Here is a 22,562-nt window from a genome sequence, read left to right on the forward strand (position 1 = left end):
CATCCGGTCAAGGGGAACGCCACCATCCTGCGATCTTCCGCTGACCGGCGGACGTGTCGCCATCGTCTATGCTTAGCTGTGCAGAAAAATGTGAAAGGGATCTCCCGGCAGATCTTCGTCATCCATCTCAGACATTAGGGGAAGCCATGAAACAGACAGTTGCCAGTTTGCTGGCGCAAACACTGGAAAAAGCAGGCGTAAAACGAATCTGGGGCGTCACCGGCGATTCACTCAACGGCCTGACCGACAGCCTCAACCGGATGAACACCATTGAGTGGATGGGCACCCGCCACGAAGAGGTGGCGGCCTTTGCCGCCGGTGCGGAGGCTGCGCTGACCGGCGAGCTGGCGGTGTGCGCTGGCTCCTGTGGGCCGGGCAACCTGCATCTGATTAACGGCCTGTATGATTGCCAGCGCAACCATACGCCAGTGTTGGCGATTGCCGCCCACATCCCCTCCAGTGAGATTGGCAGTGGCTACTTTCAGGAGACCCACCCGCAGGAGCTGTTCCGTGAGTGCAGCCACTACTGTGAGCTGGTGACCCACCCAGACCAGCTGCCACAGGTGCTGGAGATTGCGATGCGCAAGGCGATTTTAAACCGGGGCGTCTCGGTGATTGTGCTGCCGGGCGACGTGGCTCTGAAGCCGGCACCCGAGACTCGCATCAGCTGGACGGCCCCACAGCCACCGCTGATGCTGCCCAACATCAGCGAGCTGGAGACGCTGGCGGAGGTGCTCAACCGCTCGAAAAACATCACCCTGATGTGCGGCAGTGGCTGTGCTGGCGCGCATGATGAGGTGGTGCAGCTGGCGGAGACGTTGAAGGCACCGATTGTTCACGCGCTGCGCGGCAAGGAACATCTGGAGTGGGACAACCCCTACGACGTCGGCATGACCGGGCTGATTGGCTTCTCCTCCGGCTATCAGGCGATGATGAACGCCGACACGCTGGTGCTGCTCGGCACCCAGTTCCCTTACCGCGCCTTCTTCCCGACGGATGCCACCATCATCCAGATTGACATCAATCCCGGCAGCATCGGCGCGCACTGCCCGGTGGATCTGGCACTGATGGGTGACGTGCACTCCACCCTGACGGCGCTGCTGCCGAAGCTGGAGGTGAAGCAGGATCGTCGCTACCTCGACAAGGCACTGGCGCACTACCGCGAGGCGCGCCGCGATCTGGACGCGCTGGCCAGCGCCAAGGCAGGCCACCCGATCCACCCGCAATATTTGGCGAAACGGCTCAGCCACCACGCCAGCGAAGATGCGGTGTTCACCTGCGACGTCGGCACCCCCACCGTCTGGGCGGCGCGCTATCTGGAGATGAACGGCAAGCGCCGCCTGCTCGGCTCCTTCAACCACGGCTCAATGGCCAACGCCATGCCGCAGGCGATTGGCGCGCAGGCCACCCACCCTGGGCGGCAGGTGATCGCCATGTGCGGCGACGGTGGCTTTGCGATGCTGATGGGCGACTTCCTGACGCTGGCGCAGAAAAAGCTGCCGGTGAAGGTGGTGGTGTTTAATAACAGTTCGCTCGGCTTTGTGGCGATGGAGATGAAAGCTGGCGGCTACATGACTGACGGCACCGAACTGCACAACCCGAACTTTGCTGGCATCGCCGAGGCGTGCGGCGTGCGCGGCATCCGCGTCACGGACCCGATGGCGCTGGACGCGGCGATTGAAGAGGCGCTGGCGCACCCCGGCCCGGTGCTGCTGGATGTGGTCACCGCCACGCAGGAGTTGGCAATGCCGCCAGCCATCAAGTTCGAGCAGGCGAAGGGCTTTAGCCTCTATATGCTGCGCGCGCTGATCAATGGCCGCGGTGACGAGGTGGTGGAGCTGGCGAAGGAGAACCTGCTGCGCTGACCTCCGCCCGCACATTTTTTCCCCACTGCCCCCTGCTGTCCCACGCCATTCCGGTTATGATAACCCTGCCCGTCCCGAGCCGGGGCGGCGTTTCCCAGTTGAAAAGGAGAGCAGTGGTGATCGATTTACGCAGTGATACGGTAACCCGGCCAACCGCGGCCATGCGTCAGGTGATGGCGCAGGCGGAGGTGGGCGATGATGTCTATGGCGACGATCCGTCGGTGAATGCGCTGGAGGCGCAACTGGCGGAGCGCGCTGGCAAAGAGGCGGCGCTGTTCCTGCCGACCGGCACTCAGGCCAATCTGGTGGCGCTGCTGAGCCACTGCCAGCGCGGCGAGGAGTACATCGTCGGCCAGAAGGCGCACAACTACCTGTATGAGGCTGGCGGCGCGGCGGTGCTCGGCAGCATCCAGCCCCAGCCGATTGACGCGGCCGAGGATGGCACCCTGCTCCTCGACCGGGTGGCGGCGGCCATCAAGCCCGATGACATCCACTTCGCGCCGACCCGGCTGCTGAGTCTGGAGAACACCCACAACGGCAAGGTACTGCCGCTGGATTACTTGCAACAGGCGTGGCAGTTCACCCGCGAGCGCCAATTGGCGCTGCACATTGATGGTGCGCGCATCATGAACGCCTGCGTGGCGCTGGGGGTCGAGCTGGAGGCGCTGACCCGCTACTGCGACAGCTTCACCCTCTGCCTCTCCAAGGGGCTGGGCACGCCGATGGGATCGCTGCTGTGCGGCAGCGCCGACTACATCGCCCGCGCCCGCCGCTGGCGCAAGATGGCTGGCGGCGGTATGCGCCAGATCGGCATCATGGCGGCGGCCGGCAGCTACGCCCTGACGCACCACGTGGCGCGCCTGCAAGAGGATCATGACAACGCGCAGTGGCTGGAGCAGCAGTTGCGCGCGCTGGGGCTGGAGATGGTCGGCGCGGGCGCGCAGACCAATATCCTGTTCGTGCGGGTGCCACCAGCGCAGGCCGCGGCACTTGGCCCGTGGATGCGCGCGCAGGGCATCTTGCTCAGCGCTGGCCCAGTGACCCGCATCGTGACCCATCTGGATGTCACGCGTCAGGATCTGCAACGGCTGGTGGCACTGTGGCAACGCTTTATGGCGGAATACGCCTGACCCCGGCGGGGCCGCATTTTTGGCGGCCCCTCCCTGCTATACTTCCCTCCATAACAGGCTGGCGCTCCCCGGCTGCGCGCCTATTTTTCACCCGGTCGCGCGCCTTTTCCCCTTCTGGCTCCGCTGGGGGGATTGCCTGCCGCACATTTTCACGAAAGAATGGCACCCTATTTGCAGTGGCGGCTGTCGCCCCTACGCAGCACGGGTTTGGTGGATGGATTTATGACGTTTTTGGTTACCGGGGCAACCAGCGGACTGGGCAGGAATGCAGTCGACTCTCTGCAACAGCGCGGGATAAAGGTCAGGGCGGCGGGGAGCAACCCGGCCATCGGCGCGCTGCTGGCCAAATCCGGGGCGCAGTTTATCCACACTGACCTCACCAATCTGGTCTCCTCGCAGGCGCGCGCCATGCTGACCGAGGTGGAGACGCTGTGGCACTGCTCCGGCTTCTCCGCGCCGTGGGGTGCCGAAGAGACCTTTGAGCTAGCCAACGTGCGCGCCACCCGCCGCCTCGGTGAGTGGGCCGCCGCCTATGGCGTGCGTAATTTCGTCCACATCTCGTCGCCAGCGATCTATTTCGATTTTCGCCACCACCGCGATATCCATGAGGATTTCCGGCCGCAGCGTTTCGCCAACGCCTTCGCGCGCAGCAAGGCGGCGGCCGAGGAAGTGATCCAGCAACTGGCGCTCGCCAACCCGCAGACCCACTTCACCATCCTGCGCCCGCAGGGGATGTTTGGTGCCCATGACAATGTGCTACTGCCGCGCCTGTTGCAGATGATCCGCCACGGCTCGCTGCTGCTGCCGCGCGGCGGCGACGCGCTGGTGGACATGACCTATGTCGAGAACGTCGTGCACGCCATGTGGCTGGCGACCGAAAACAGCCGCACCGCCTCTGGCCGCGCCTATAACATCACCAACCAGCAGGCGCGCCCGCTGCGCACGCTGGTGCGCCATTTGATGGAGTGTCTGGGGATGCCGTGCCGCATCCGCTCGGTGCCCTATACCCTGCTGGATGTGCTGGCGCGCGGCATGGAGCGGCTCAACGCCAGCTCCAACAAGGAGCCAACGCTGACCCACTACAGCGTCGCCAAGCTCAACTTTGACCTGACGCTGGACACCCGCCGCGCCCAGGAGGAGTTGGGTTACCGCCCGCTGGTGTCGCTGGATGAGGGCATCCTGCGCACCGCCCACTGGCTGCGTGACCACGGCAAACTGCGCGGCCTGAACGCCGTCAGCTAGCCACGCGGCGGGTACTGCTCCAGCAAGGCCCGCACAATCGCCTCACTCTCCGCGTCCGCCTGCCCGCTGTACTCCGCCGGGCGGAAGTGCATCTGGAAGGCGGCAATCACCTGCCGCCGCGCCTGCGCATCCATCCCCGGTGTGACCGGGTAACCATAGGCCGCCAGCCGCGCCAGCAACGCGGCCTCCGCCACCGGTTGGCGCGGGTCGCGCCCCGCCAGCCAGAAGGTGACGCGCGCCGGGTCTGGCCAGGCCCCGATGCCCTGTGCCGCCAGCGCCTGCCACGGGAAGCGCGGGCCGGGGTCGGGCTTGCGCAGCGGCGCGATGTCCGCATGGCCGACCACGTTCTGCGGCGCGATGCCATAACGGCGCACAATCTGGCCAGCCAGTTCCGCCAGCGTCGCCACCTGCCCCGGCGGGAAGGCGTACCAGCGGCGGCCCAGCAGCGTGCGCCGGAAGCCGGGGTTCTCCAGCTCAATGCCGATCGAGGTGTCGTTGAGGTTGATGCGTCCGCGCCAGCCGCTCGCGCCCGCATGCCAGGCGCGCTGCGACTCCGGCACCAGCTGCCACACCACCGGTTTGCCGCCAGCCTGCGGCGGCGTGGCCGGGATCAGGTAGTGGGCGCTGACATGCTCCTCGGTCAGGGTGGCCAGCGAGGTCGGGAAGTCATCGGCGGTGTAGTGGATCACCAGAAAGCGGATGCGCGGCTCCTGTCCCTGCGCCGGGTGGGCGTGGTTCACCCACAGATTGCCGCGCGCCTCCAGCCCGGCCGGTGGCGCACTCTGGCAGGCGGTGAGCAGCAGCGCCGTCGCCAGCAGCCACGCGCGCCGCACGCTCAGCGCGCCACCTTCACGGCGGTGCCGGTCACGCTGACCATCAACATGCTGCCCTCCTTGCCGACTGTCTCATAATCGATATCAATGCCCACCACGGCATTGGCGCCTAGCTCCTTGGCCTGCTCCTCCAGTTCACGGAAGGCGATCTGCCGCGCCTTGCGCAGCTCCTTCTCATAGGCGCCCGAGCGGCCGCCCACGATGTCACGCACGCCCGCAAAAAAGTCGCGGAAGATGTTCGCGCCCAGAATCGCCTCGCCGGTCACGACGCCACAGTAATCGGTGATGGTAAAACCTTCCAGAGTGGGGGTGGTTGAGAATTGCATCAGGCTCTCCTTCTATGGGGGAAATGGCGTGCCGCCGCGGGCGAGAAACCCTGCAACAGCAGAAATCAGACGTATACTCTAAGCTAACGTCTTCAAGGTAGAAAACTCCAATAGGGCAATGAGATGAAAAATAATGTAATCGCCGCCGTCCTGCCATTGGCACTGTTGCTGAGCGCCTGCACCACCCCCGTTGAGCCGGCCTTCAAGGCCAATGAGAATGGCAGCCACGCCACCGCCTGCGTGGCGGGCGGGCCAGATGCCGTGGCCCAGCAGTTCTACGATTTCCGCATCCAGCAGCGCAGCAACGGCGTGCCAGACAGCGCCACGCTGGCCGCCTACCGCCCCTACTTGAGCCAGGCGCTGTATGAGGCGCTGCGCCACGCCTACCAGGATCGGCGGGTGGATGTCGCCGCCACGCCGAATGAGAAACCGGGCGTGGGCGATGGCGATCTCTTCTCCAGCCTGTTTGATGGCCCGACCCAGGTGGCGGTTGCTGACGCCTCCACCATCCCGAATCGCGATGCCCGCAACATCCCGCTGCGCGTCAATCTGGTCAACCAAAAGCCGGGCGCGGAGAGCGCTACCCAGTGGCAGGATGAGATATTGATGGTGCGCGAGGGGGAGTGCTGGACGGTGGATGACATCCGCTACCTCGGGCCGTGGGAGTTCGCCTCCAGCGGCACCCTGCGCCAGGTGCTGGAGCGGCGCTAACGTCCCACGCGCCGCTGCCAACAGGATAACCGCTTGATTTTGCGCGATGGGCGCAAATCGCGTTCACAATTCGCACAAAACAAGCAAATTCTCTATCCTAAATGGCAGCGGGGCGACAAATCCCGCCGACGCGGAGCCATCACCGCATCTTGTGCTGCCCGCCCCGTTCTTTCAAGGTGGTTAATAAATTTTAACGCACAATGATTGCATAACTATTCTGTGGAAGTTAACATTTGCGGCATCAATTGCTATTCAAATTCTGCGCATGAGTATTCAACTTAACGGCATCAACTGCTTTTACGGCGCCCATCAGGCGCTGTCTGACATCACGCTCTCATGCCCGGCCGGTGAGACGCTGGTGCTGCTCGGGCCGAGCGGCGCGGGCAAAAGCTCGCTGCTGCGGGTGCTGAACCTGCTGGAGATGCCACGCTCCGGCCAGCTCCAGATTGCCGGCAATCGCTTCGATTTCGCCCAGCCCCCTGGCGAAAAGGCGATCCGTGCCCTGCGCCAGAATGTCGGCATGGTGTTCCAGCAATACAACCTCTGGCCGCACCTGACGGTGCTGCAAAACCTGATGGAAGCCCCCTGCCGGGTGCTTGGCCTCAGCAAGAATGAGGCGCACGCGCGGGCGAAAAAGCTGCTGGATCGCCTGCGGCTCACCGACTATGCCGATCGCTTCCCGCTGCACCTCTCGGGCGGCCAGCAGCAGCGCGTGGCGATTGCCCGTGCGCTGATGATGGAGCCGCAGGTGCTGCTGTTCGATGAACCGACCGCCGCCCTCGACCCGGCCATCACCGCCCAGGTAGTGGACATCATCCGCGAGCTGGCCGGTACCGGCATCACTCAGGTGATCGTCACCCATGAGGTGGAGGTGGCGCGCAAAACTGCCAGCCGCGTGGTCTATATGGAGAATGGGCATATCGTGGAACAGGGCGACGCCAGCCGCTTTACACAGCCGCAGACCGATGCGTTTGCAAGTTATCTTTCCCATTAAGTTGGTTCGGAGTTCATAATGAAAAAATATATCGTTGCCGCGGTGCTTGCCGGTCTCAGCCTCTCCGCCTCCGCCGCCGAGAACATCCGCTTTGCCACGGAAGCCTCCTACCCTCCGTTTGAATTTGTGGACGCTGGCAACACGATCCAGGGCTTCGACATCGATCTCGCCAAGGCGCTGTGCAAAGAGATGCAGGCCAACTGCACCTTCACCAACCAAGCCTTTGACAGCCTGATCCCCAGCCTGAAGTTCCGCCGCTTTGACGCGGTGATCTCGGGTATGGACATCACCCCGGAGCGCCTGAAGCAGGTCGCCTTCACCAAGCCCTACTATGACAACTCCGCACTGTTTGTCGCGCAGAAGGGCAAGTTCGCTGACCTCGCCGCGCTGAAGGGCAAACGCGTAGGTATGCAAAATGGCTCCACCCACCAGAAGTACCTGACCGAGAAGCATTCGGACATCACCCCGGTGCCGTATGACAGCTACCAGAATGCCATCCTCGACCTGAAAAATGGCCGCCTGGACGCGGTGTTTGGTGACACGGCGGTGGTGAATGAGTGGCTGAAACAGAACCCGAACCTCTCCGCCGTGGGCGACAAGGTCACGGACGCCGCCTACTTTGGCACTGGCCTTGGCATCGCCGTGCGTCAGCAGAACAGCGACCTGCTGGGCAAGCTGGACGCCGCACTGGCGAAGGTGAAACAGGACGGCACCTACCAAACCATCTACCAGAAATGGTTTCAGCAGTAATTCCCGATGAGTGAATTCCAACCCCTACTCAGCGCCGCCGGCATGACCGTCGGCCTGGCGCTCTGCTCGCTGGTGCTCGGTCTGGCGCTGGCGATGCTGTTCGCCGTCTGGGAGTCGGTGCGCTGGCGGCCGGTGGCCTGGCTTGGCACCGGGCTGGTGACGCTGCTGCGCGGCCTGCCGGAGATTCTGGTGGTGCTGTTCATCTACTTTGGCTCCTCTCAGGTGCTGATGCTGCTGGCGGACGGCTTTACCCTCAACTTCTACCTGTTCCAGCTGCCGGTGCAGCTCAACATTGAGAACTTTGAGGTCAGCCCGTTCCTATGCGGCGTGGTGGCGCTGGCGCTGCTCTACTCCGCCTACGCCTCGCAGACGCTGCGCGGCGCGCTGAAGGCCGTGCCGCACGGCCAGCGTGAATCCGGGCAGGCGCTGGGGATGAGCAAGGCCGCCATCTTCTTCAGGCTGGTGATGCCGCAGATGTGGCGCCACGCGCTGCCCGGCCTCGGCAACCAGTGGCTGGTGCTGCTGAAGGATACCGCGCTGGTGTCGCTGATCAGCGTCAATGACCTGATGCTGCAAACCAAAAGCATCGCCACCCGCACCCAGGAGCCGTTTAACTGGTATCTGATCGCCGCCATGATCTACCTGCTGGTAACGCTGTTCAGCCAGGCTGTGCTGCGGCGCATTGAGCAGCGCACCACCCGTTTTGAGCAGAGGCTGCACTGATGCTGGAGTACTTACCTGAGATCCTGAAGGGGTTGCACACCAGCCTGACGCTGACGGTCGCCTCGCTGCTGGCGGCGCTGGTGCTGTCGCTGCTGTTCACCCTGATATTGGCGCTGCGCACGCCGGTCATCAGCCAGCTGGTGCGCGGTTACATCACGCTGTTCACCGGCACGCCGCTGCTGGTGCAGATCTTTTTGATCTACTACGGCCCCGGCCAGTTCCCCGCCATCCAGCACTACCCGTGGCTGTGGAACCTGCTGTCGCAGCCGTGGCTCTGCGCGGTGCTGGCACTGTCGCTCAACAGCGCGGCCTACACCACGCTGCTGTTCCACGGCGCGCTGCGCGCCATCCCCGCCGGCCAGTGGCAATCCTGCGAGGCGCTCGGCATGTCGAAGATGCAGTCGCTGCGCATCCTGCTGCCGTTCGCCTTCAAGCGCGCCCTCTCCTCCTACTCGAATGAGGTGGTGCTGGTGTTCAAAAGCACCTCGCTGGCCTACACCATCACCCTGATGGAGGTGATGGGCCACAGCCAGCTGCTGTATGGCCGCACTTACGATGTGATGGTGTTTGGCGCGGCCGGGCTGGTTTACCTGTGCGTCAATGGTTTGCTAACGCTGCTGATGCGGCTGATCGAGCGCCGTGCGCTGCGCTTTGAACAGCGCAACTGACCTCCAGGGGCGGCATTGGCCGCCCCTTTTTTTGCCTGCCATCTTGCCCACCTGATTAAAACTCACCCACTCATCTAATTTTTTAAGCAATTTTATTGCATATAAATTCAAATAATGTCAGCGTAGAGACCTGTCCCGGCCACCGTGCAGTGCTGCCCGTTCCGCAGGCCATCCCGGCTGGCGCAGGGGACCACAACAATAATCTGGAGTATCACCATGAAAAAATTGCTGCTCGCCGCCCTGCTCTCTGGCATCGCGTTTACCGCCAGCGCGGCTGACACCATCCGCTTCGCGGCTTCCGCCACCTACCCGCCGTTTGAGTCGCTGGATGCCAGCAACCAGATGGTTGGCTTTGACATTGATTTGGCGAACGCACTCTGCAAACAGCTTCAGGCCAACTGCACCTTCACCAATCAGGCCTTTGACAGCCTGATCCCGGCGCTGAAATTCAAGCGTTTTGACGCAGTGATCTCCGGCATGGACATCACCCCAGAGCGCCAGAAGCAGGTGGCCTTCACCCAGCCCTACTACGCCAACTCGGCCATCGTCATCGCCCAGAAGGGCAAGTTCCAGACGCTGGCTGACCTGAAGGGCAAGCGCGTTGGCATGGAGAACGGCACCACCCACCAGAAGTACCTGCAAGAGAAGCACCCGGAGATCACCACCGTTGCCTATGACAGCTACCAGAACGCCATCCTTGACCTGAAAAATGGCCGTCTGGATGGGGTATTCGGTGACACCGCCGTGGTCAATGAGTGGCTGAAGAGCAACCCGAATCTGGCCCCGGTGGGCGAGCACGTGACCGATGCGCAATACTTCGGCACCGGCCTCGGCATCGCGGTGCGCCCGGACAATCAGGCGCTGCTGGCGAAACTGAATGGCGCACTGGAGGCGATCAAGGCCAACGGCACCTACAAGGCGATCAACGACAAGTGGTTCCCACAGTGATCCCGCTCCCCCGCTCCGGCGGGGGACATTTTCCCGCCTGATCGCTCCGCGCCAGATTGCGTGACTTCGCTCACTTTCCCATGTCATTTGCATGAATTTCACCAGAAATGTGATACTAATCACACTGCAATCCATTGCGTCCCCCTACACTGGCTGCCCGAATGTTGCCATAAGATGGAAGGACCGATGCACGCACGATTTCATACCGCGTTTTCCGCGCTCTCAATGGAACTGGCCACGGCGCTGGAGCCGCTGCTGCGCCATAATGATTTCCCCGCCTTTTTCACGGCAGCAGAGGTTACCCGACTGCAACAGGAGAGCGGCCTCTCCGCCGACGCGCTGGCGTTCGCCCTGCTGCCATTGGCGGCAGCCTGCTCTCTGGCACCGGTCTCCCACTTCCAGGTAGGGGCCATCGCCCGTGGCATCAGTGGCAACTGGTACTTCGGCGCTAACATGGAGTTCACCGGTGCGCCGCTGCAACAGACCGTGCACGCGGAGCAATCGGCGGTCACCCACGCCTGGCTGCGCAACGAGCGCCAGCTAGAGGCGATCACCGTCAACTACACGCCGTGCGGCCACTGCCGCCAGTTTATGAATGAGCTGAACAGCGGCGTGCAACTGGCCGTCCACCTGCCGGGCCGTGAAGTGGCCTCCCTTGGCCACTACCTGCCGGATGCCTTTGGCCCGCGCGATCTGGCCATCACCACCCTGCTGATGGACCAAGTGGATCACGGCTATCAGGCGGAGGGCGATGCGCTGACCAAGTATGCCCTGGCGGCGATGAACCAGAGCCACGCCCCCTACAGCCACGCCCACTGCGGCATCGCGCTGGAGGATGCGGAGGGCAAAATCTTCCCCGGCCGCTACGCCGAAAATGCCGCGTTCAACCCCAGCCTGCCGCCGCTGCAGGCCGCGCTGAACCTGATGAACCTGGCGGGCAGTGACCACGCCACCCTGCGCCGTGCGGTGCTGATTGAGCGTGAGTCGGCGCTGCTGTCACAGGTTGATGCCACCCGCGCCACGCTGGCGGCCCTCGGCTGTGATGACCTGACCGTGATCGCGGTCTAAAATTGCCCCTCCCCCTGGCCGGGCACCCTGCCCGGCCCAATGGTTTGACCACTCCCGCTCTCCGCCAAAAGGCTTGTAAATCGTTAAGTTAGGTTACTGACTGCACGATTTTTGTCATACATTGATAACAATTGCTGTACATATTGGCGTTATCTTTTAGGATCAGCGCGCAACCTTTTCTTTAAGACCGCCAAGAGTAGATCAATGGAACTTGAAAACGAGAGCAAACGCCCCCTTTATATCCCCTATGCTGGCCCGATCCTGCTGGAAGCGCCGCTGCTGAACAAAGGCAGCGCCTTTACTGACGATGAGCGCACCCACTTCAACCTGCACGGCCTGCTGCCCGAGGCGGTGGAGACCATTGAGGAGCAGGCGGAGCGCGCCTGGCGCCAGTTCCAGGATTTCAAAACCGACATCGACAAGCACATCTACCTGCGCAACATTCAGGACACCAACGAGACGCTGTTCTACCGCCTGCTGGATAACCACCTGAGCGAGATGATGCCGATCATCTACACGCCGACCGTGGGCCTGGCCTGTGAGCACTTCTCCGATATCTACCGCCGCGCGCGTGGCATCTTCATCTCCTACGCCAACCGCGACCGCATCGACGACATCCTGCAAAACGCCACCAAACAGAATGTGAAGGTGATCGTGGTGACGGACGGCGAGCGCATCCTCGGCCTTGGCGATCAGGGCATCGGCGGCATGGGCATCCCGATTGGCAAGCTGTCGCTCTACACCGCCTGTGGCGGCATCAGCCCAGCCTACACCCTGCCGGTGGTGCTGGACGTCGGCACCAATAACCCGCAACGCCTGAACGACCCGCTCTACATGGGCTGGCGTCACCCGCGCATCACCGGCGAAGAGTACGCCGAGTTCGTGGAGCTGTTCATTCAGGCGATCAAGCGCCGCTGGCCGAAAGTGCTGTTGCAGTTTGAGGACTTCGCACAGGCCAACGCCACCCCGCTGCTCAACCGCTACCGTGATGAGATCTGCTGCTTCAACGATGACATTCAGGGCACCGCCGCCGTGACCCTTGGCAGCCTGATCGCCGCCAGCCGCGCCGCTGGCTGCCGCCTGCGCGACCAGACCGTGGCCTTCCTGGGTGCCGGTTCCGCTGGCTGCGGCATCGCCGAGCAGATCATCGCCCAGATGAAGTCCGAAGGGCTGAGCGAAGAGGAGGCGCGCGCCAGAGTGTTCATGGTAGACCGCTATGGCCTGCTGACGGACAAACTGCCGAACCTGCTGGAGTTCCAAGCCAAGCTGATCCAGAAGAGCGACAATCTGGTTGACTGGGACGTCAGCAACGACGCCATCTCGCTAATGGACGTGGTGCGCAACGCCAAGCCGACCATCCTGATTGGCGTCTCTGGCCAGCCGGGGCTGTTCACGGAGGAGATTATCCGTGAGATGCACCGCCACTGCCCGCGCCCAATCGTGATGCCGCTCTCCAACCCGACCTCACGCGTTGAGGCCCGCCCGGAGGACATCATCAGCTGGACCGACGGCGCGGCGCTGGTTGCCACCGGCAGCCCGTTCGCCCCGGTGCACTACAAGGATCAGGTGTTCCCGATTGCCCAGTGCAACAACTCCTACATCTTCCCCGGCATCGGCCTTGGCGTGCTGGCGTCAGGTGCCACCCGCGTCACCGACAACATGCTGATGGCCGCCAGCCGCGCGCTGGCCGACTGTTCGCCGCTGGCGACCGAAGGCCACGGCTCGCTGCTGCCGGACGTCAATGACATTCAGGGCGTGTCGCGCGTTATCGCGATGGAAGTCGGCAAGGCCGCACAGTTGCATGGTGTGGCGCCAGTGACCTCTGAGGATGCGCTCTCCACGGCGATTGAGCACAACTTCTGGCAACCGAAGTACCGCAACTACAAGCGCACCTCGTTCTAAGCGGGGCTTCGCGCATCTGGCAAGGGCGCCCGCCCTTGCCTTTTTATTGGCTTTTCCCACAAGTTGATGAAAAATACAGCGAAACCGCCGCACAAACCCGGCATACCTTGCGTCGCGCAAACAGGTAAAGTAGCCTTGGAACCCCAAGCAAATCTCATCCCGTAGGGCCTGAACCATGTGGAAACGCCTGATAGCCAGCTTACTGCTTATCGTGTTCGCGATCGGCGCGGCGGCTATTGCGCTCGATCGCTGGATGAGCTGGAAAACCACCGCCTACATCTATGAGGATGTGCGCACCCTGCCGCACCGCCAGGTGGGCGTGGTGCTCGGTACTGCCAAGTACTACCGCACCGGTGTGATTAACCAGTACTACCTTTACCGCATCCAGGGGGCGATCAACGCCTACAACAGCGGCAAGGTGAAGTACCTGCTGCTGAGCGGCGACAACGCGCTCCAGAGCTACAATGAGCCGATGACCATGCGCCGCGACCTGATCGCCGCCGGCATCCCGGCCAGCGACATCGTGCTCGACTACGCTGGCTTCCGTACCCTCGACTCCATCGTGCGCACCCGCAAGGTGTTCGACACCAATGACTTTATCGTCATCACCCAGCGCTTCCACTGCGAGCGGGCGCTGTTCATCGCCCTGCACATGGGCATTCAGGCGCAGTGCTACGCCGTGCCCTCGCCCAAGGATATGTTGACGGTGCGGGTGCGCGAGATTGCCGCGCGCCTCGGCGCGCTGACTGACCTCTATCTGCTCAAGCGCGAGCCGCGCTTCCTTGGGCCGCTGATCCCGATCCCGGCGGTGCACCCGGTGCCAGCGGACGCGCAGGGCTACCCGGCCGTCACGCCGGAGCAATTGCTGGAGCTGCAACAGCGTCTGGCGCGCGAGCGCCAACAGGAGCAGGAGAAACAGGAGGCGCTGACCCGCGCGCGCCAGCAGCATGAAGAGGAGCAGGCGGAACTGTTGCGCCAGCAGCAGGAAGCCACGGGCCAACCCGCTGCGCCAGAAGCGCCGCCGCCCCACCCCGGCCACCTGCTTCCCCGCCGGCCACCGAGCCGCAACCATAAAAAAGGCGCCCTGACGGCGCCTTTTTTTTGGCTTTGGCTTACTTCTTCTTAGCGTACTTCAGCGAGTCCAGCGCCACCGCGAAGATGATGATGCCGCCCTTGATGATGTACTGCCAGTAAGGGTTCACACCGATGTAGGTCAGGCCGTAGTTGATGACGGTGAAGATGATCACCCCGGTCACCACCCCGGCCACGGTGCCCACGCCGCCGGCGAAGGAGACGCCGCCGACCACGCAGGCGGCGATGGCGTCCAGCTCATACATAAAGCCGAGGTTGTTGGTGGCGCTGCCGATACGGCCCGCCTCCAGCAGCCCGCCAAAGGCGTAGAAGACACCGGAGAGGGCATAGATCATGATCAGGTTCAGCGGCACGTTGACGCCGGAGACCTTGGCCGCCTCAGGGTTGCCGCCGATGGCGAAGATGTTCTTGCCAAAGCGGGTCTTGTTCCACAGCACCCAGACAAACACGATGGCGATGATCGCATAGAAGGTGATGTAGGAGAGCTTGAAGCCGCCGAGGCGGATAAAGCCCTGCGCAAAGGAGGAGAAGCCACTGTCAAAGCCAGCAATCGGGGACGCGCCGACAAAGTCGTAGTAGAGCGAGTTGATGCCGTAAACGATGATCATGGTGCCGAGGGTGGTGATAAACGGCGTCACGTTCAGGTAGGCGATGATGATGCCGTTCAGCAGGCCAATCAGCGCGCCAATCACGCACACCGTCAGGATCACCAGCGGGATCGGCACGGTCTGGATGTCTGGGAACACCTTGTTGACGTTATCCATCGCCTGCAACATGGTGGCCGCCACTACCGCCGCCAGCCCGACCTGGCGGCCCGCTGACAGGTCAGTGCCCTGCGTCACAATCAGCCCCGCCACGCCCAGCGCGATGATGATGCGCACCGAGGATTGGGTGAGGATGTTACTCAGGTTCATCAGGCTCAGGAAGGTGGGGTCCTGGAAAATAATGATCGCCAGCAGCACCAGCAGTACAACGTAAATCCCGCCCTCTTTGAGATAAGTGAGCATACTTTTCTTATTTAATGCAGTCATAATAAGAACCTTCAACAAGATTAGAGGTGCAAGGAGGCAAGACGTAATATTTCATTCTGCGAGGTCTCTTTGGTATTCACGATACCGGCGACCTGCCCGTTACTCATCACCAGGATGCGGTCGGTAATCCCGAGCAGCTCCGGCATTTCCGAGGAGATGATGATGATCCCCTTCTCCTTCTTCGCCAGTTCGGTAATCAGTTGGTAGATCTCAAACTTGGCGCCGACGTCAATGCCGCGCGTTGGCTCATCCAGCATCAAAATCTCCGGCTGGGTCAGCAGCCAGCGGCCAATGATCACCTTCTGCTGGTTACCGCCCGAGAGCGAACCAATGTGGGTGTGGTGGCCCGGCGTTTTCACCCGCATTGAGTCAATCACCCACTGGGTATCACTCTTCATCCGCCGGTTATCCAGCAGCCCCAGTTTGTTCTTGTAGTTGCGGATGTTGGAGATGAGCGAGTTGAAGCCGATGTCCAGGTAGGCGTAGATGCCGGTGGAGCGGCGCTCCTCGGTGACCAGCGCGAAACCGTGGTTGATCGCCTCGTTGGCGCTGTGGTTGTTGATTGCCTTGCCATGCAGCTTGATGGTGCCGCTCACCTTCTCACGGATGCCAAACAGCGTCTCAACGATGTCGGTGCGCTTGGCGCCCACCAGCCCGGCGATGCCAAGGATCTCCCCTTTATGCAGGTCAAAGGAGACGTCCCGGATCGAGGGCTGGCGCAGCGAGGTGAGGTTTTTCACCTCCAAAATGACTTCGCCCGGCGTGTTCTGCCGGTCAGGGAAGCGCTGGCTGAGGGAGCGCCCGACCATCTTGGCGATGATATGGTCCATCGTCATCCCCTTCAGCGGCCGGGTCTCAATCCACTGGCCGTCGCGCAGGATGGTGATCTCGTCACACAGCTGGAAGATCTCCTCCATCTTGTGCGAGATGTAGACGATGCCGCAGCCACGCTCTTTCAGCTTGCGGATGATGGTAAAGAGGTGGTTGACCTCTTTTTCAGTCAGCGAGGAGGTTGGCTCATCCATGATGACGATTTTGGCGTCATAGGAGAACGCCTTGGCGATCTCGATCATCTGCATCTGCGACACCGACAGTTTCGCCACCTTCTCCCGGGGGTCGATGTCGATGTCCAGTTCGTCGAAGATTGCCTTGGTGTCGCTGTACATCTTGTCCTGATCGACGAAGATGCCCTTGGTTGGGTAGCGGCCTAGCCACATGTTGTCCATCACCGTGCGTTGCAGCACCAGGTTCAGCTCCTGATGCACCATCGACACGCCCTGCTCCAGCGCCTCTTTGGAGCTTTTGAAATCAACCTCTCTCCCCTGGAAAAGGATGCTGCCGGAATCTTTGCTGTAAATACCAAACAGGCATTTCAATAACGTCGACTTGCCTGCGCCATTCTCCCCCATCAGGGCGTGAATGGAGTGGGGGCGGACTTTTAAATTAACGTTATCCAGTGCCTTTACGCCCGGAAATGACTTCGAGATATTGGTCATCTCCAACAGCCACTCACGCGGCTGTCCCGTACTGATATCGGCCATAGTTACACCTGGCTAAAAGATGGAGTCTGCTGTTCGGGGTATCCTGGGCGCATGCGGCGGGCCGGACGAACCGGTGACCACCTGCCTGCCCAGCGACAACCTGAGGTGGCGGACGCCGCCGGCCATCCTGACCCGCGGCGGGGTATTGCTTACTGCACCGTTAGACTAAACGGGGATTACTTACCGATAAATTGCGCCAGGTTATCCTGGTCTACACCGACGTAAGGGACACGTACGATTTTATTTTCAATTTTCCAGTTGGTGCCCTCTGCCGCGGCTTTACCCTCGGACAGATTCTTCGCAAGCTGGAAGGTGGCTTTCGCCTGGTTGTTGGCGTCATTCAACACGGTTCCCGCCATTGCGCCCGATTTCACCAGCGCCAGGGCCTCCGGCAGCGCATCCACGCCGAAGACCGGGATCTTTGTCTTGTTGTGGGCTTTCAGCGCTTCCACCGCGCCCATGGCCATTGCATCGTTGTTGGCGATCACTACCTCAATCTTGTCGGCGTTCGGGCCGGAGAGCCAGGCGTCCATCTTGTCCTTGGCCTGTGCGGTGTCCCACATCGCGGTATCAAGTTGCAGCTGCTGGGTCTTCAGGCCCTCTTTGCCATTCAGGGTATCGATGACGTACTTGGTACGCGCCTCGGCATCCGGGTGGCCCGGCTCGCCCTTCAGCAGCACGAACTGCACGGTGCCATCTTTGTTCAGATCCCAGGTGGGGTTGGCTTTCCAGTGCTTGGCGATCAGCTCGCCCTGGATGATGCCGGACTCTTTGGAGTCGGTGCCGACGTAGTAGGCTTTGTCATAGCTGTCGAGCGCCTTGCGGCTCGGCTCTTTGTTGTAGAACACCACTGGCACGTCATTGCCGCGTGCCTTGTCAATCACCACTGGCGCGGCCGCCGGGTCTACCAGGTTGATGGCCAGCGCCTTGACGCCCTTCGCCAGCAACACGTCGATCTGGTCATTCTGTTTGGACTGGTCGTTCTGCGAGTCATTCATCAGCAGTTCGATATCCGAAGAGGATTTGGCTTCCTTCTCAATCGCCTTGCGCACCACCGACATGAAGTTGTCATCGTATTTGTAGATGGTGACGCCGATGCGGGTGTCCGCGTGTGCCGCTGCGCCGAACAGCATGCTGGCGGCCACTGCAGCCAGGGTAAAGACCTTCTTATTCATTTGTCGTCTCCGGTTTATGTAGGGTAGAACCAGGGGTTGCCGCTCTGTCCCCCGCGCACGCTGTGTGTGGTGTCGCCGGTGGCGGCGCGGCGGGAAATTGCCAGGATGTGACTATTTGTAAACGTGTTGACACATCCTGACAGAAAACGTTTGCATCATAATCGCTGTATTGTTAATTAACTGTGAATGTGTTCACAATTTGAAAGCGGTTACACAAGGCAATCATGACACTTCGTGACTGTTTCCACATTTCAGCGCAGCGCCACCGAATGGCGGCGCACCAGCGTCGGCATAAAACAGTGGGTTACATCGCTCTCCAGCTCGTTGGCCGCCCCTTTCAGCGCCAGTTCGGTCGCCAGGGTGGCCATCGACATGATGGGATAACGCACCGTGGTCAGCTTCGGGCTGGTGTAGCGGGCGATCGGGATGTCATCAAACCCCACCAGCGAGCAGCCCTGCGGCACACTGATACCGTTTTCTTTTAGCACCGCCAGCGCCCCGGCGGCCATCGCGTCGTTGTAGGCAAAAATCGCCGTCAGTTGCTGGTTGCGCCCCAGCAGCTCTACCATCGCCGCCTCGCCGCCCTGCAAATCCGGCGAGCCAGCGGCGTACCACGCCTCGGGCGTCGCCAGCCCCACCTCTGCCATCGCGCGCCGGTAGCCTTCACGGCGCTGCACGTCATCCTCAATCGGGTGGTTGGAGCCGATATAGCCGATGCGCCGGTGGTTGTGGCTGAGCAGCAGCCGGGTCGCCATCAGCGCGCCGCTGACGTTGTCCAGCCCGACGCAGCGGTGCTCATAGCCAGCAATGATGCGGTTGACCAGCACCATGCCCGGCACCTGCTCCAGAAAGGCGATCAGCTCGCGGTCATCCAGCGCTTTGGCATGGACAATCAGGGCGTTGCAGCGCTGGCGAATCAGCACCTCAATCGCGTGGCGCTCCTTCTCCGCCTGATGGTAGCTATTGCCGATCAGCACATACTTGTGGTGCAGCTGGGCAACGGTATCCACTGCCTTGACCAGCGCGCCGAAAAAGGGATCGGAGACATCCATCACCACCACGCCAATGGTGTCGCTGGACTGGGTCGCCAGCGCCTGCGCATTGGCATTCGGCCGGTAGCCCAGCTCGGTCGCCGCCTTCAGCACCAGCTCGCGCGTCTCTTTGCTGGCGATGGCCGAGTTGTTCAGCACGCGGGAGACCGTCGCCACCGAGACGCCAGCGCGGCGCGCCACATCACGGATGGTGATCATTGCAGCCTCCCGCCTGCCGGTGGCAGGGGCGAAAGGCGGGGGCAAAAGGCAATGAAAAGGGAAACGATCATGGAGATTCCTGTTATTCGGCTGGTAAAGGGGCACTGACTGCACGTCGCTATCCTAGCGACTTTGCCCGATCCCCTTCGTGAATCACGTCACAGGAAAGAAAACGTTTTCATACATTTCTTTAACTTTTAGGGGAAATTATGCGGCAAAGCACAGCACTGAGGGAGGAATATGCTGGTGCCCGGCAGAGGCCGGGCACCGGGGGATCAGGAGACGGAATCGGAGCGGCCGGCGGTGAGCGCTGTCAGGCGGCGCCAGACCCACTCCACTGGCCCCTGCGGGAAGAAGCGCAGCCAGGCCACGGACAGCAGCAGGTTCACCAGCCACACCGCCGGCACAAAAGCCAGCAGTTGCAGGCGGCCAAAGTGCTGCACCCAGCCAAAGCGGTAGAAGATCGTGGTGCAGATCAGGGTCTGTACCAGATAGTTGGTGAGCGCCATGCGCCCCACCTGCGACAGCCAGTCGCACACCCGCCAGCGCGCCAGCGTCGGCCAGAAGCCATAAACCAGCGCCAGATAGCCAATCGACTGCAGCATGGCGCCAATCTCGCGCGGTGCCTGCAACAGGTAGCCGCTCCAGCGGTACTCCCAGCCCAAATGCCACTGCACCAGCGCCGTCGGGATCTGGATCAGCCATGAAAGCGTTATCAGACAGAGCGCCGTATTGCGGTAGTGGCGCAGGCTGAACTTGCCACGCAGCCAGCCGCTGCGCATCAGGCCCGCGCCCACCATCATCGTGCCCATCAGCTCCCAGCCATACTGCGCGGCAATCGAGATCAGCATGGAGGAGAGCATATCCAGCCGGTTGCGCCACGCCTCGGGGCCGCCCTGCATCTTCCACAGCGCCTCATACTGGCGGTCGGCCACCCCCGGCAGCCAGAAGCTGCCCGGCTCTGGGCTGGTGATAAAGGCGAACATCGCCAGCACCGCCACCCCCAGCACAAACAGCAGCCCCCCGGTGGTTACTAGCGTGCGGCTGGAGGGTGCCTCGCGGATCATGCGCCAGCATACCAGCCCAATCAGCCCATAGGAGAGCAGAATGTCCCCCTCCCAGAAGAAGATGGCGTGCACCAGCCCAAGCAGTACCAGCCAGGAGAGGCGCGCCTGGATCCAGCCGGAGCCACGCGGCAACAGCAATTGCAGCCCGGCGCCAAACAGCAGCGCGAACATGGTGAGGAATTTGGCCTGTGCCAGCACATCCATGATGACCCAGGTCAAGGCGTCGCCGGTGGAGGGCTGTCCCAGATAGGCCGGGTTCAGGTAGGCCGCGCGTGGCAGGCCGAAGGAGTTGATGTTGAGCAGAAGAATGCCAAGGATGGCGATCCCGCGGGCGCAGTCAAGGGGGGCGATGCGTGGTTGGCGCATAGGTCACAACATCCTGTAGGGTCAGGCGACGCCTTGGGGCGTCGCCGGTAACGGGGTGCGGACTCAGACGTGGCGGACAGCGCGCAGGAACTCCTGGCGGGTGTTCTGGCTGGACTTGAACAGACCGCCCAGCGAAGTGGTGGTGGTGGCGCTGGTCGCATCACGGATACCGCGTGCTTTCACGCAATAATGTACCGCATCAATGGATACCGCAACATTATTGGTGCCAAGCAGGGTTTGCAGCGCCACCAGGATCTGCTGCGTCAGGCGCTCCTGCACCTGCGGGCGCTGGGAGAAGAACTGCACGATGCGGTTGATCTTGGAGAGGCCAATCACGCCATCTTTGGGAATGTAGGCCACGGTCGCCTTGCCATCGATAGTGACAAAGTGGTGCTCGCAGGTGCTGGTCAGCGTGATGTCACGCACCGTCACCATCTCATCCACCCGCATCTTGTTCTCGATGATGGTGATCTTCGGGAAGTTGCTGTAATCCAGTCCGGAGAAGATCTCATCGACATACATCTTGGCGATGCGGTTCGGCGTCTCCGCCAGGCTGTCATCGTTCAGGTCGAGGTTCAGCAACTGCATGATGCTGGTCATGTGCTCCTGGATGTGGCGGGTACGGGTCTCCCGATCAAGCATCGGTTCCGGCCGCAAGGGGGTCTCCAGGCCGCGCGCCATCAGCGCTTCATGAACCAGTGCGGCTTCTTTACTCAGCGTTGCCATTCTTCTTCTCCTACAGGTATTACAATTTTGGCTGGGATCACGCCAAAATTTGGTGCCTCACTGTAGTTGAGTAGACGGCGATTATCCAGCGATTACGCTTCGTGATTGATGAAATAGCTGCAAGTTATCGGTGGCATGGATGGGTGCTCCCCTGCCCGCCCGGTTATCGCCAGTTGCCAACGCGTCACCAGATCGCTACACTCACAAAAAATGAATAACATCCTTTCACTTCCTCACGAAAAGAGAAAACATGGATCTGACCCAGCTTAGGATGTTCTGCTGCGTGGCGGAGACCGGTTCGCTGGTAAAGGCAGCCGAACAGCTGCACCGCGTCCCCTCTAACCTCACTACCCGCTTGCGCCAGCTTGAGCAGGAGCTGGGCACAGACCTGTTTATCCGCGAGAAACAGCGCGTGCGGCTGTCGGCAATGGGCCACAACTTCCTGAACTACGCCCAACGCATTCTGGCGCTAAGCGATGAGGCGATGAGCATCACCCACGCCGGTGAGCCAGCTGGCCAGTTCGCCCTGGGGTCGATGGAGAGCACCGCCGCCACCCGGCTGCCGCTGTTGCTGGCGCGCTACCACCAGCGCTTCCCGGCGGTGTCGCTGTCGCTGCTGACCGGCACCTCCGGCGAGATGATTGAGCGCGTGCGCGCCGGCACCCTCGCCGCCGCACTGGTGGATGGCCCGGTTGAGCCGGACGACCTCAACGCCTGCGTCGCCTTCCGTGAGGAGCTGCTGCTGGTGGCACCGGCCGGCGCACCCTGCCCGTGGCGGGCAGTGGCCCGCTGACGGTGTTTGCCTTCGGCGAGGGTGCAGCTACCGCCACACCCTGCTGGCCTGGCTGAAACAGGCTGGCGTGCTGGTCGGCAACGTGCTGACCCTGCGCTCCTACCACGCGATGCTGGCCTGCGTCGCCAGCGGCGCGGGCATCGCACTGATGCCGCGCACGGTGCTGGCGCAGCTGCCCGGTGAAGGACAGGTGGCCGCCCACCCGCTGCCGCCGGAGGTGGCGGAGACCGCCACCCACCTGATCTGGCGGCGTGAAGCCTTCAGCCCCAATGTGCGGGCGCTGAAGGAGATCATTATTGAGTACAACGATGGCGTCGTTCCGGCGCTGAAACACCCGATTGCCGGTGAGTGACGTACACTT

At 62.0% G+C, this 22,562-nt stretch carries 19 protein-coding genes and 3 pseudogenes; 14 read left to right on the top strand and 8 right to left on the bottom strand.

What is annotated here, in order from left to right; translation table 11 throughout:
* Window positions 1-146: 146 nt before the first annotated feature.
* From poxB to ACK3SD_RS11540, 3 genes are all read left to right on the top strand, one after another.
* A complete protein-coding gene (gene poxB / locus ACK3SD_RS11530) occupies window positions 147-1,865 on the top strand; it encodes a ubiquinone-dependent pyruvate dehydrogenase (RefSeq protein WP_481125576.1) in 1,719 nt (572 codons plus the stop codon).
* 113 nt (window positions 1,866-1,978) lie between these two features.
* Window positions 1,979-2,995: a low-specificity L-threonine aldolase gene (gene ltaE, locus ACK3SD_RS11535; protein ID WP_481125577.1), complete on the top strand. Its 1,017-nt coding sequence runs from the start codon at window positions 1,979-1,981 to the stop codon at window positions 2,993-2,995.
* A gap of 222 nt (window positions 2,996-3,217) precedes the next feature.
* Window positions 3,218-4,237, top strand: a complete 1,020-nt coding sequence (locus ACK3SD_RS11540; protein ID WP_481125578.1) for an NAD-dependent epimerase/dehydratase family protein — start codon at window positions 3,218-3,220, stop codon at window positions 4,235-4,237.
* On the opposite strand, the gene ACK3SD_RS11545 is transcribed toward ACK3SD_RS11540, so the two are convergent.
* Both ACK3SD_RS11545 and ACK3SD_RS11550 read right to left on the bottom strand, forming a co-directional pair.
* Window positions 4,234-5,070 carry an N-acetylmuramoyl-L-alanine amidase gene (locus tag ACK3SD_RS11545; protein ID WP_481125579.1) on the bottom strand — a complete coding sequence of 279 codons (837 nt, stop codon included), beginning with the start codon at window positions 5,068-5,070 and terminating at the stop codon, window positions 4,234-4,236. The genes ACK3SD_RS11540 and ACK3SD_RS11545 overlap by 4 nt on opposite strands.
* Before the next feature lie 2 nt (window positions 5,071-5,072).
* On the bottom strand, window positions 5,073-5,396 hold the full coding sequence (locus ACK3SD_RS11550) for a heavy metal-binding domain-containing protein (RefSeq protein ID WP_137763685.1): 324 nt from the start codon (window positions 5,394-5,396) through the stop codon (window positions 5,073-5,075).
* Window positions 5,397-5,519: 123 nt separating this feature from the next.
* Here ACK3SD_RS11550 and ACK3SD_RS11555 point away from each other — a divergent pair, with 123 nt between their 5' ends.
* From ACK3SD_RS11555 to sanA, 9 genes and pseudogenes are all read left to right on the top strand, one after another.
* Window positions 5,520-6,107: a lipoprotein gene (locus tag ACK3SD_RS11555; protein ID WP_137763686.1), complete on the top strand. Its 588-nt coding sequence runs from the start codon at window positions 5,520-5,522 to the stop codon at window positions 6,105-6,107.
* A 265-nt stretch (window positions 6,108-6,372) separates the two neighbouring features.
* The gene (gene artP / locus ACK3SD_RS11560) at window positions 6,373-7,101 is read left to right on the top strand and encodes an arginine ABC transporter ATP-binding protein ArtP (RefSeq protein WP_481125580.1); all 729 of its coding nucleotides are present in this window, start codon (window positions 6,373-6,375) and stop codon (window positions 7,099-7,101) included.
* An 18-nt stretch (window positions 7,102-7,119) separates the two neighbouring features.
* Window positions 7,120-7,851, top strand: coding sequence for an arginine ABC transporter substrate-binding protein (gene artJ / locus ACK3SD_RS11565; RefSeq protein ID WP_481125581.1), 732 nt, complete (start codon window positions 7,120-7,122; stop codon window positions 7,849-7,851).
* A 6-nt stretch (window positions 7,852-7,857) separates the two neighbouring features.
* The gene (artQ, locus tag ACK3SD_RS11570) at window positions 7,858-8,574 is read left to right on the top strand and encodes an arginine ABC transporter permease ArtQ (protein ID WP_481125582.1); all 717 of its coding nucleotides are present in this window, start codon (window positions 7,858-7,860) and stop codon (window positions 8,572-8,574) included.
* Window positions 8,574-9,242, top strand: coding sequence for an arginine ABC transporter permease ArtM (gene artM / locus ACK3SD_RS11575; protein WP_137763690.1), 669 nt, complete (start codon window positions 8,574-8,576; stop codon window positions 9,240-9,242). The genes artQ and artM overlap by 1 nt, the downstream gene beginning before the upstream one ends.
* Window positions 9,243-9,458: 216 nt before the next feature.
* Window positions 9,459-10,190 (top strand): arginine ABC transporter substrate-binding protein, encoded by a 732-nt coding sequence (locus ACK3SD_RS11580; RefSeq protein ID WP_137763691.1) that lies wholly within the window; start codon window positions 9,459-9,461, stop codon window positions 10,188-10,190.
* 186 nt (window positions 10,191-10,376) lie between these two features.
* Window positions 10,377-11,258, top strand: coding sequence for a cytidine deaminase (cdd, locus tag ACK3SD_RS11585; protein ID WP_481125583.1), 882 nt, complete (start codon window positions 10,377-10,379; stop codon window positions 11,256-11,258).
* Window positions 11,259-11,462: 204 nt separating this feature from the next.
* On the top strand, window positions 11,463-13,160 hold the full coding sequence (locus tag ACK3SD_RS11590) for an NAD-dependent malic enzyme (protein ID WP_481125584.1): 1,698 nt from the start codon (window positions 11,463-11,465) through the stop codon (window positions 13,158-13,160).
* A gap of 175 nt (window positions 13,161-13,335) precedes the next feature.
* Window positions 13,336-14,064, top strand: a pseudogene (gene sanA / locus ACK3SD_RS11595) (outer membrane permeability protein SanA); the annotation flags it as partial.
* Between the two features lie 208 nt (window positions 14,065-14,272).
* Here sanA and mglC read toward each other — a convergent pair.
* The 6 genes from mglC to folE all read right to left on the bottom strand — a co-directional run bounded on the left by mglC (window position 14,273) and on the right by folE (window position 21,408).
* Window positions 14,273-15,283 carry a galactose/methyl galactoside ABC transporter permease MglC gene (mglC, locus tag ACK3SD_RS11600; RefSeq protein WP_137763695.1) on the bottom strand — a complete coding sequence of 337 codons (1,011 nt, stop codon included), beginning with the start codon at window positions 15,281-15,283 and terminating at the stop codon, window positions 14,273-14,275.
* A 20-nt stretch (window positions 15,284-15,303) separates the two neighbouring features.
* A complete protein-coding gene (gene mglA / locus ACK3SD_RS11605; RefSeq protein WP_481125585.1) occupies window positions 15,304-16,824 on the bottom strand; it encodes a galactose/methyl galactoside ABC transporter ATP-binding protein MglA in 1,521 nt (506 codons plus the stop codon).
* Between the two features lie 176 nt (window positions 16,825-17,000).
* Window positions 17,001-17,999, bottom strand: coding sequence for a galactose/glucose ABC transporter substrate-binding protein MglB (gene mglB / locus ACK3SD_RS11610; protein WP_481125586.1), 999 nt, complete (start codon window positions 17,997-17,999; stop codon window positions 17,001-17,003).
* A gap of 251 nt (window positions 18,000-18,250) precedes the next feature.
* Window positions 18,251-19,249: an HTH-type transcriptional regulator GalS gene (gene galS, locus ACK3SD_RS11615; protein WP_481125587.1), complete on the bottom strand. Its 999-nt coding sequence runs from the start codon at window positions 19,247-19,249 to the stop codon at window positions 18,251-18,253.
* 275 nt (window positions 19,250-19,524) lie between these two features.
* On the bottom strand, window positions 19,525-20,682 hold the full coding sequence (gene yeiB / locus ACK3SD_RS11620; RefSeq protein WP_481125588.1) for a DUF418 domain-containing protein YeiB: 1,158 nt from the start codon (window positions 20,680-20,682) through the stop codon (window positions 19,525-19,527).
* Window positions 20,683-20,745: 63 nt separating this feature from the next.
* Window positions 20,746-21,408, bottom strand: a complete 663-nt coding sequence (gene folE / locus ACK3SD_RS11625; protein ID WP_137763700.1) for a GTP cyclohydrolase I FolE — start codon at window positions 21,406-21,408, stop codon at window positions 20,746-20,748.
* Between the two features lie 250 nt (window positions 21,409-21,658).
* Between folE and ACK3SD_RS11630 the strand changes: the two are divergent.
* Together ACK3SD_RS11630 and ACK3SD_RS11635 are read left to right on the top strand one after the other, a co-directional pair.
* Window positions 21,659-22,142, top strand: a pseudogene (locus ACK3SD_RS11630) (LysR family transcriptional regulator); the annotation flags it as partial.
* 72 nt (window positions 22,143-22,214) lie between these two features.
* Window positions 22,215-22,553 (top strand): annotated as a pseudogene (locus ACK3SD_RS11635) (LysR substrate-binding domain-containing protein); the annotation flags it as partial.
* Window positions 22,554-22,562: the final 9 nt, after the last annotated feature.

Source organism: Chimaeribacter sp. YP20170169 (assembly GCF_056739715.1).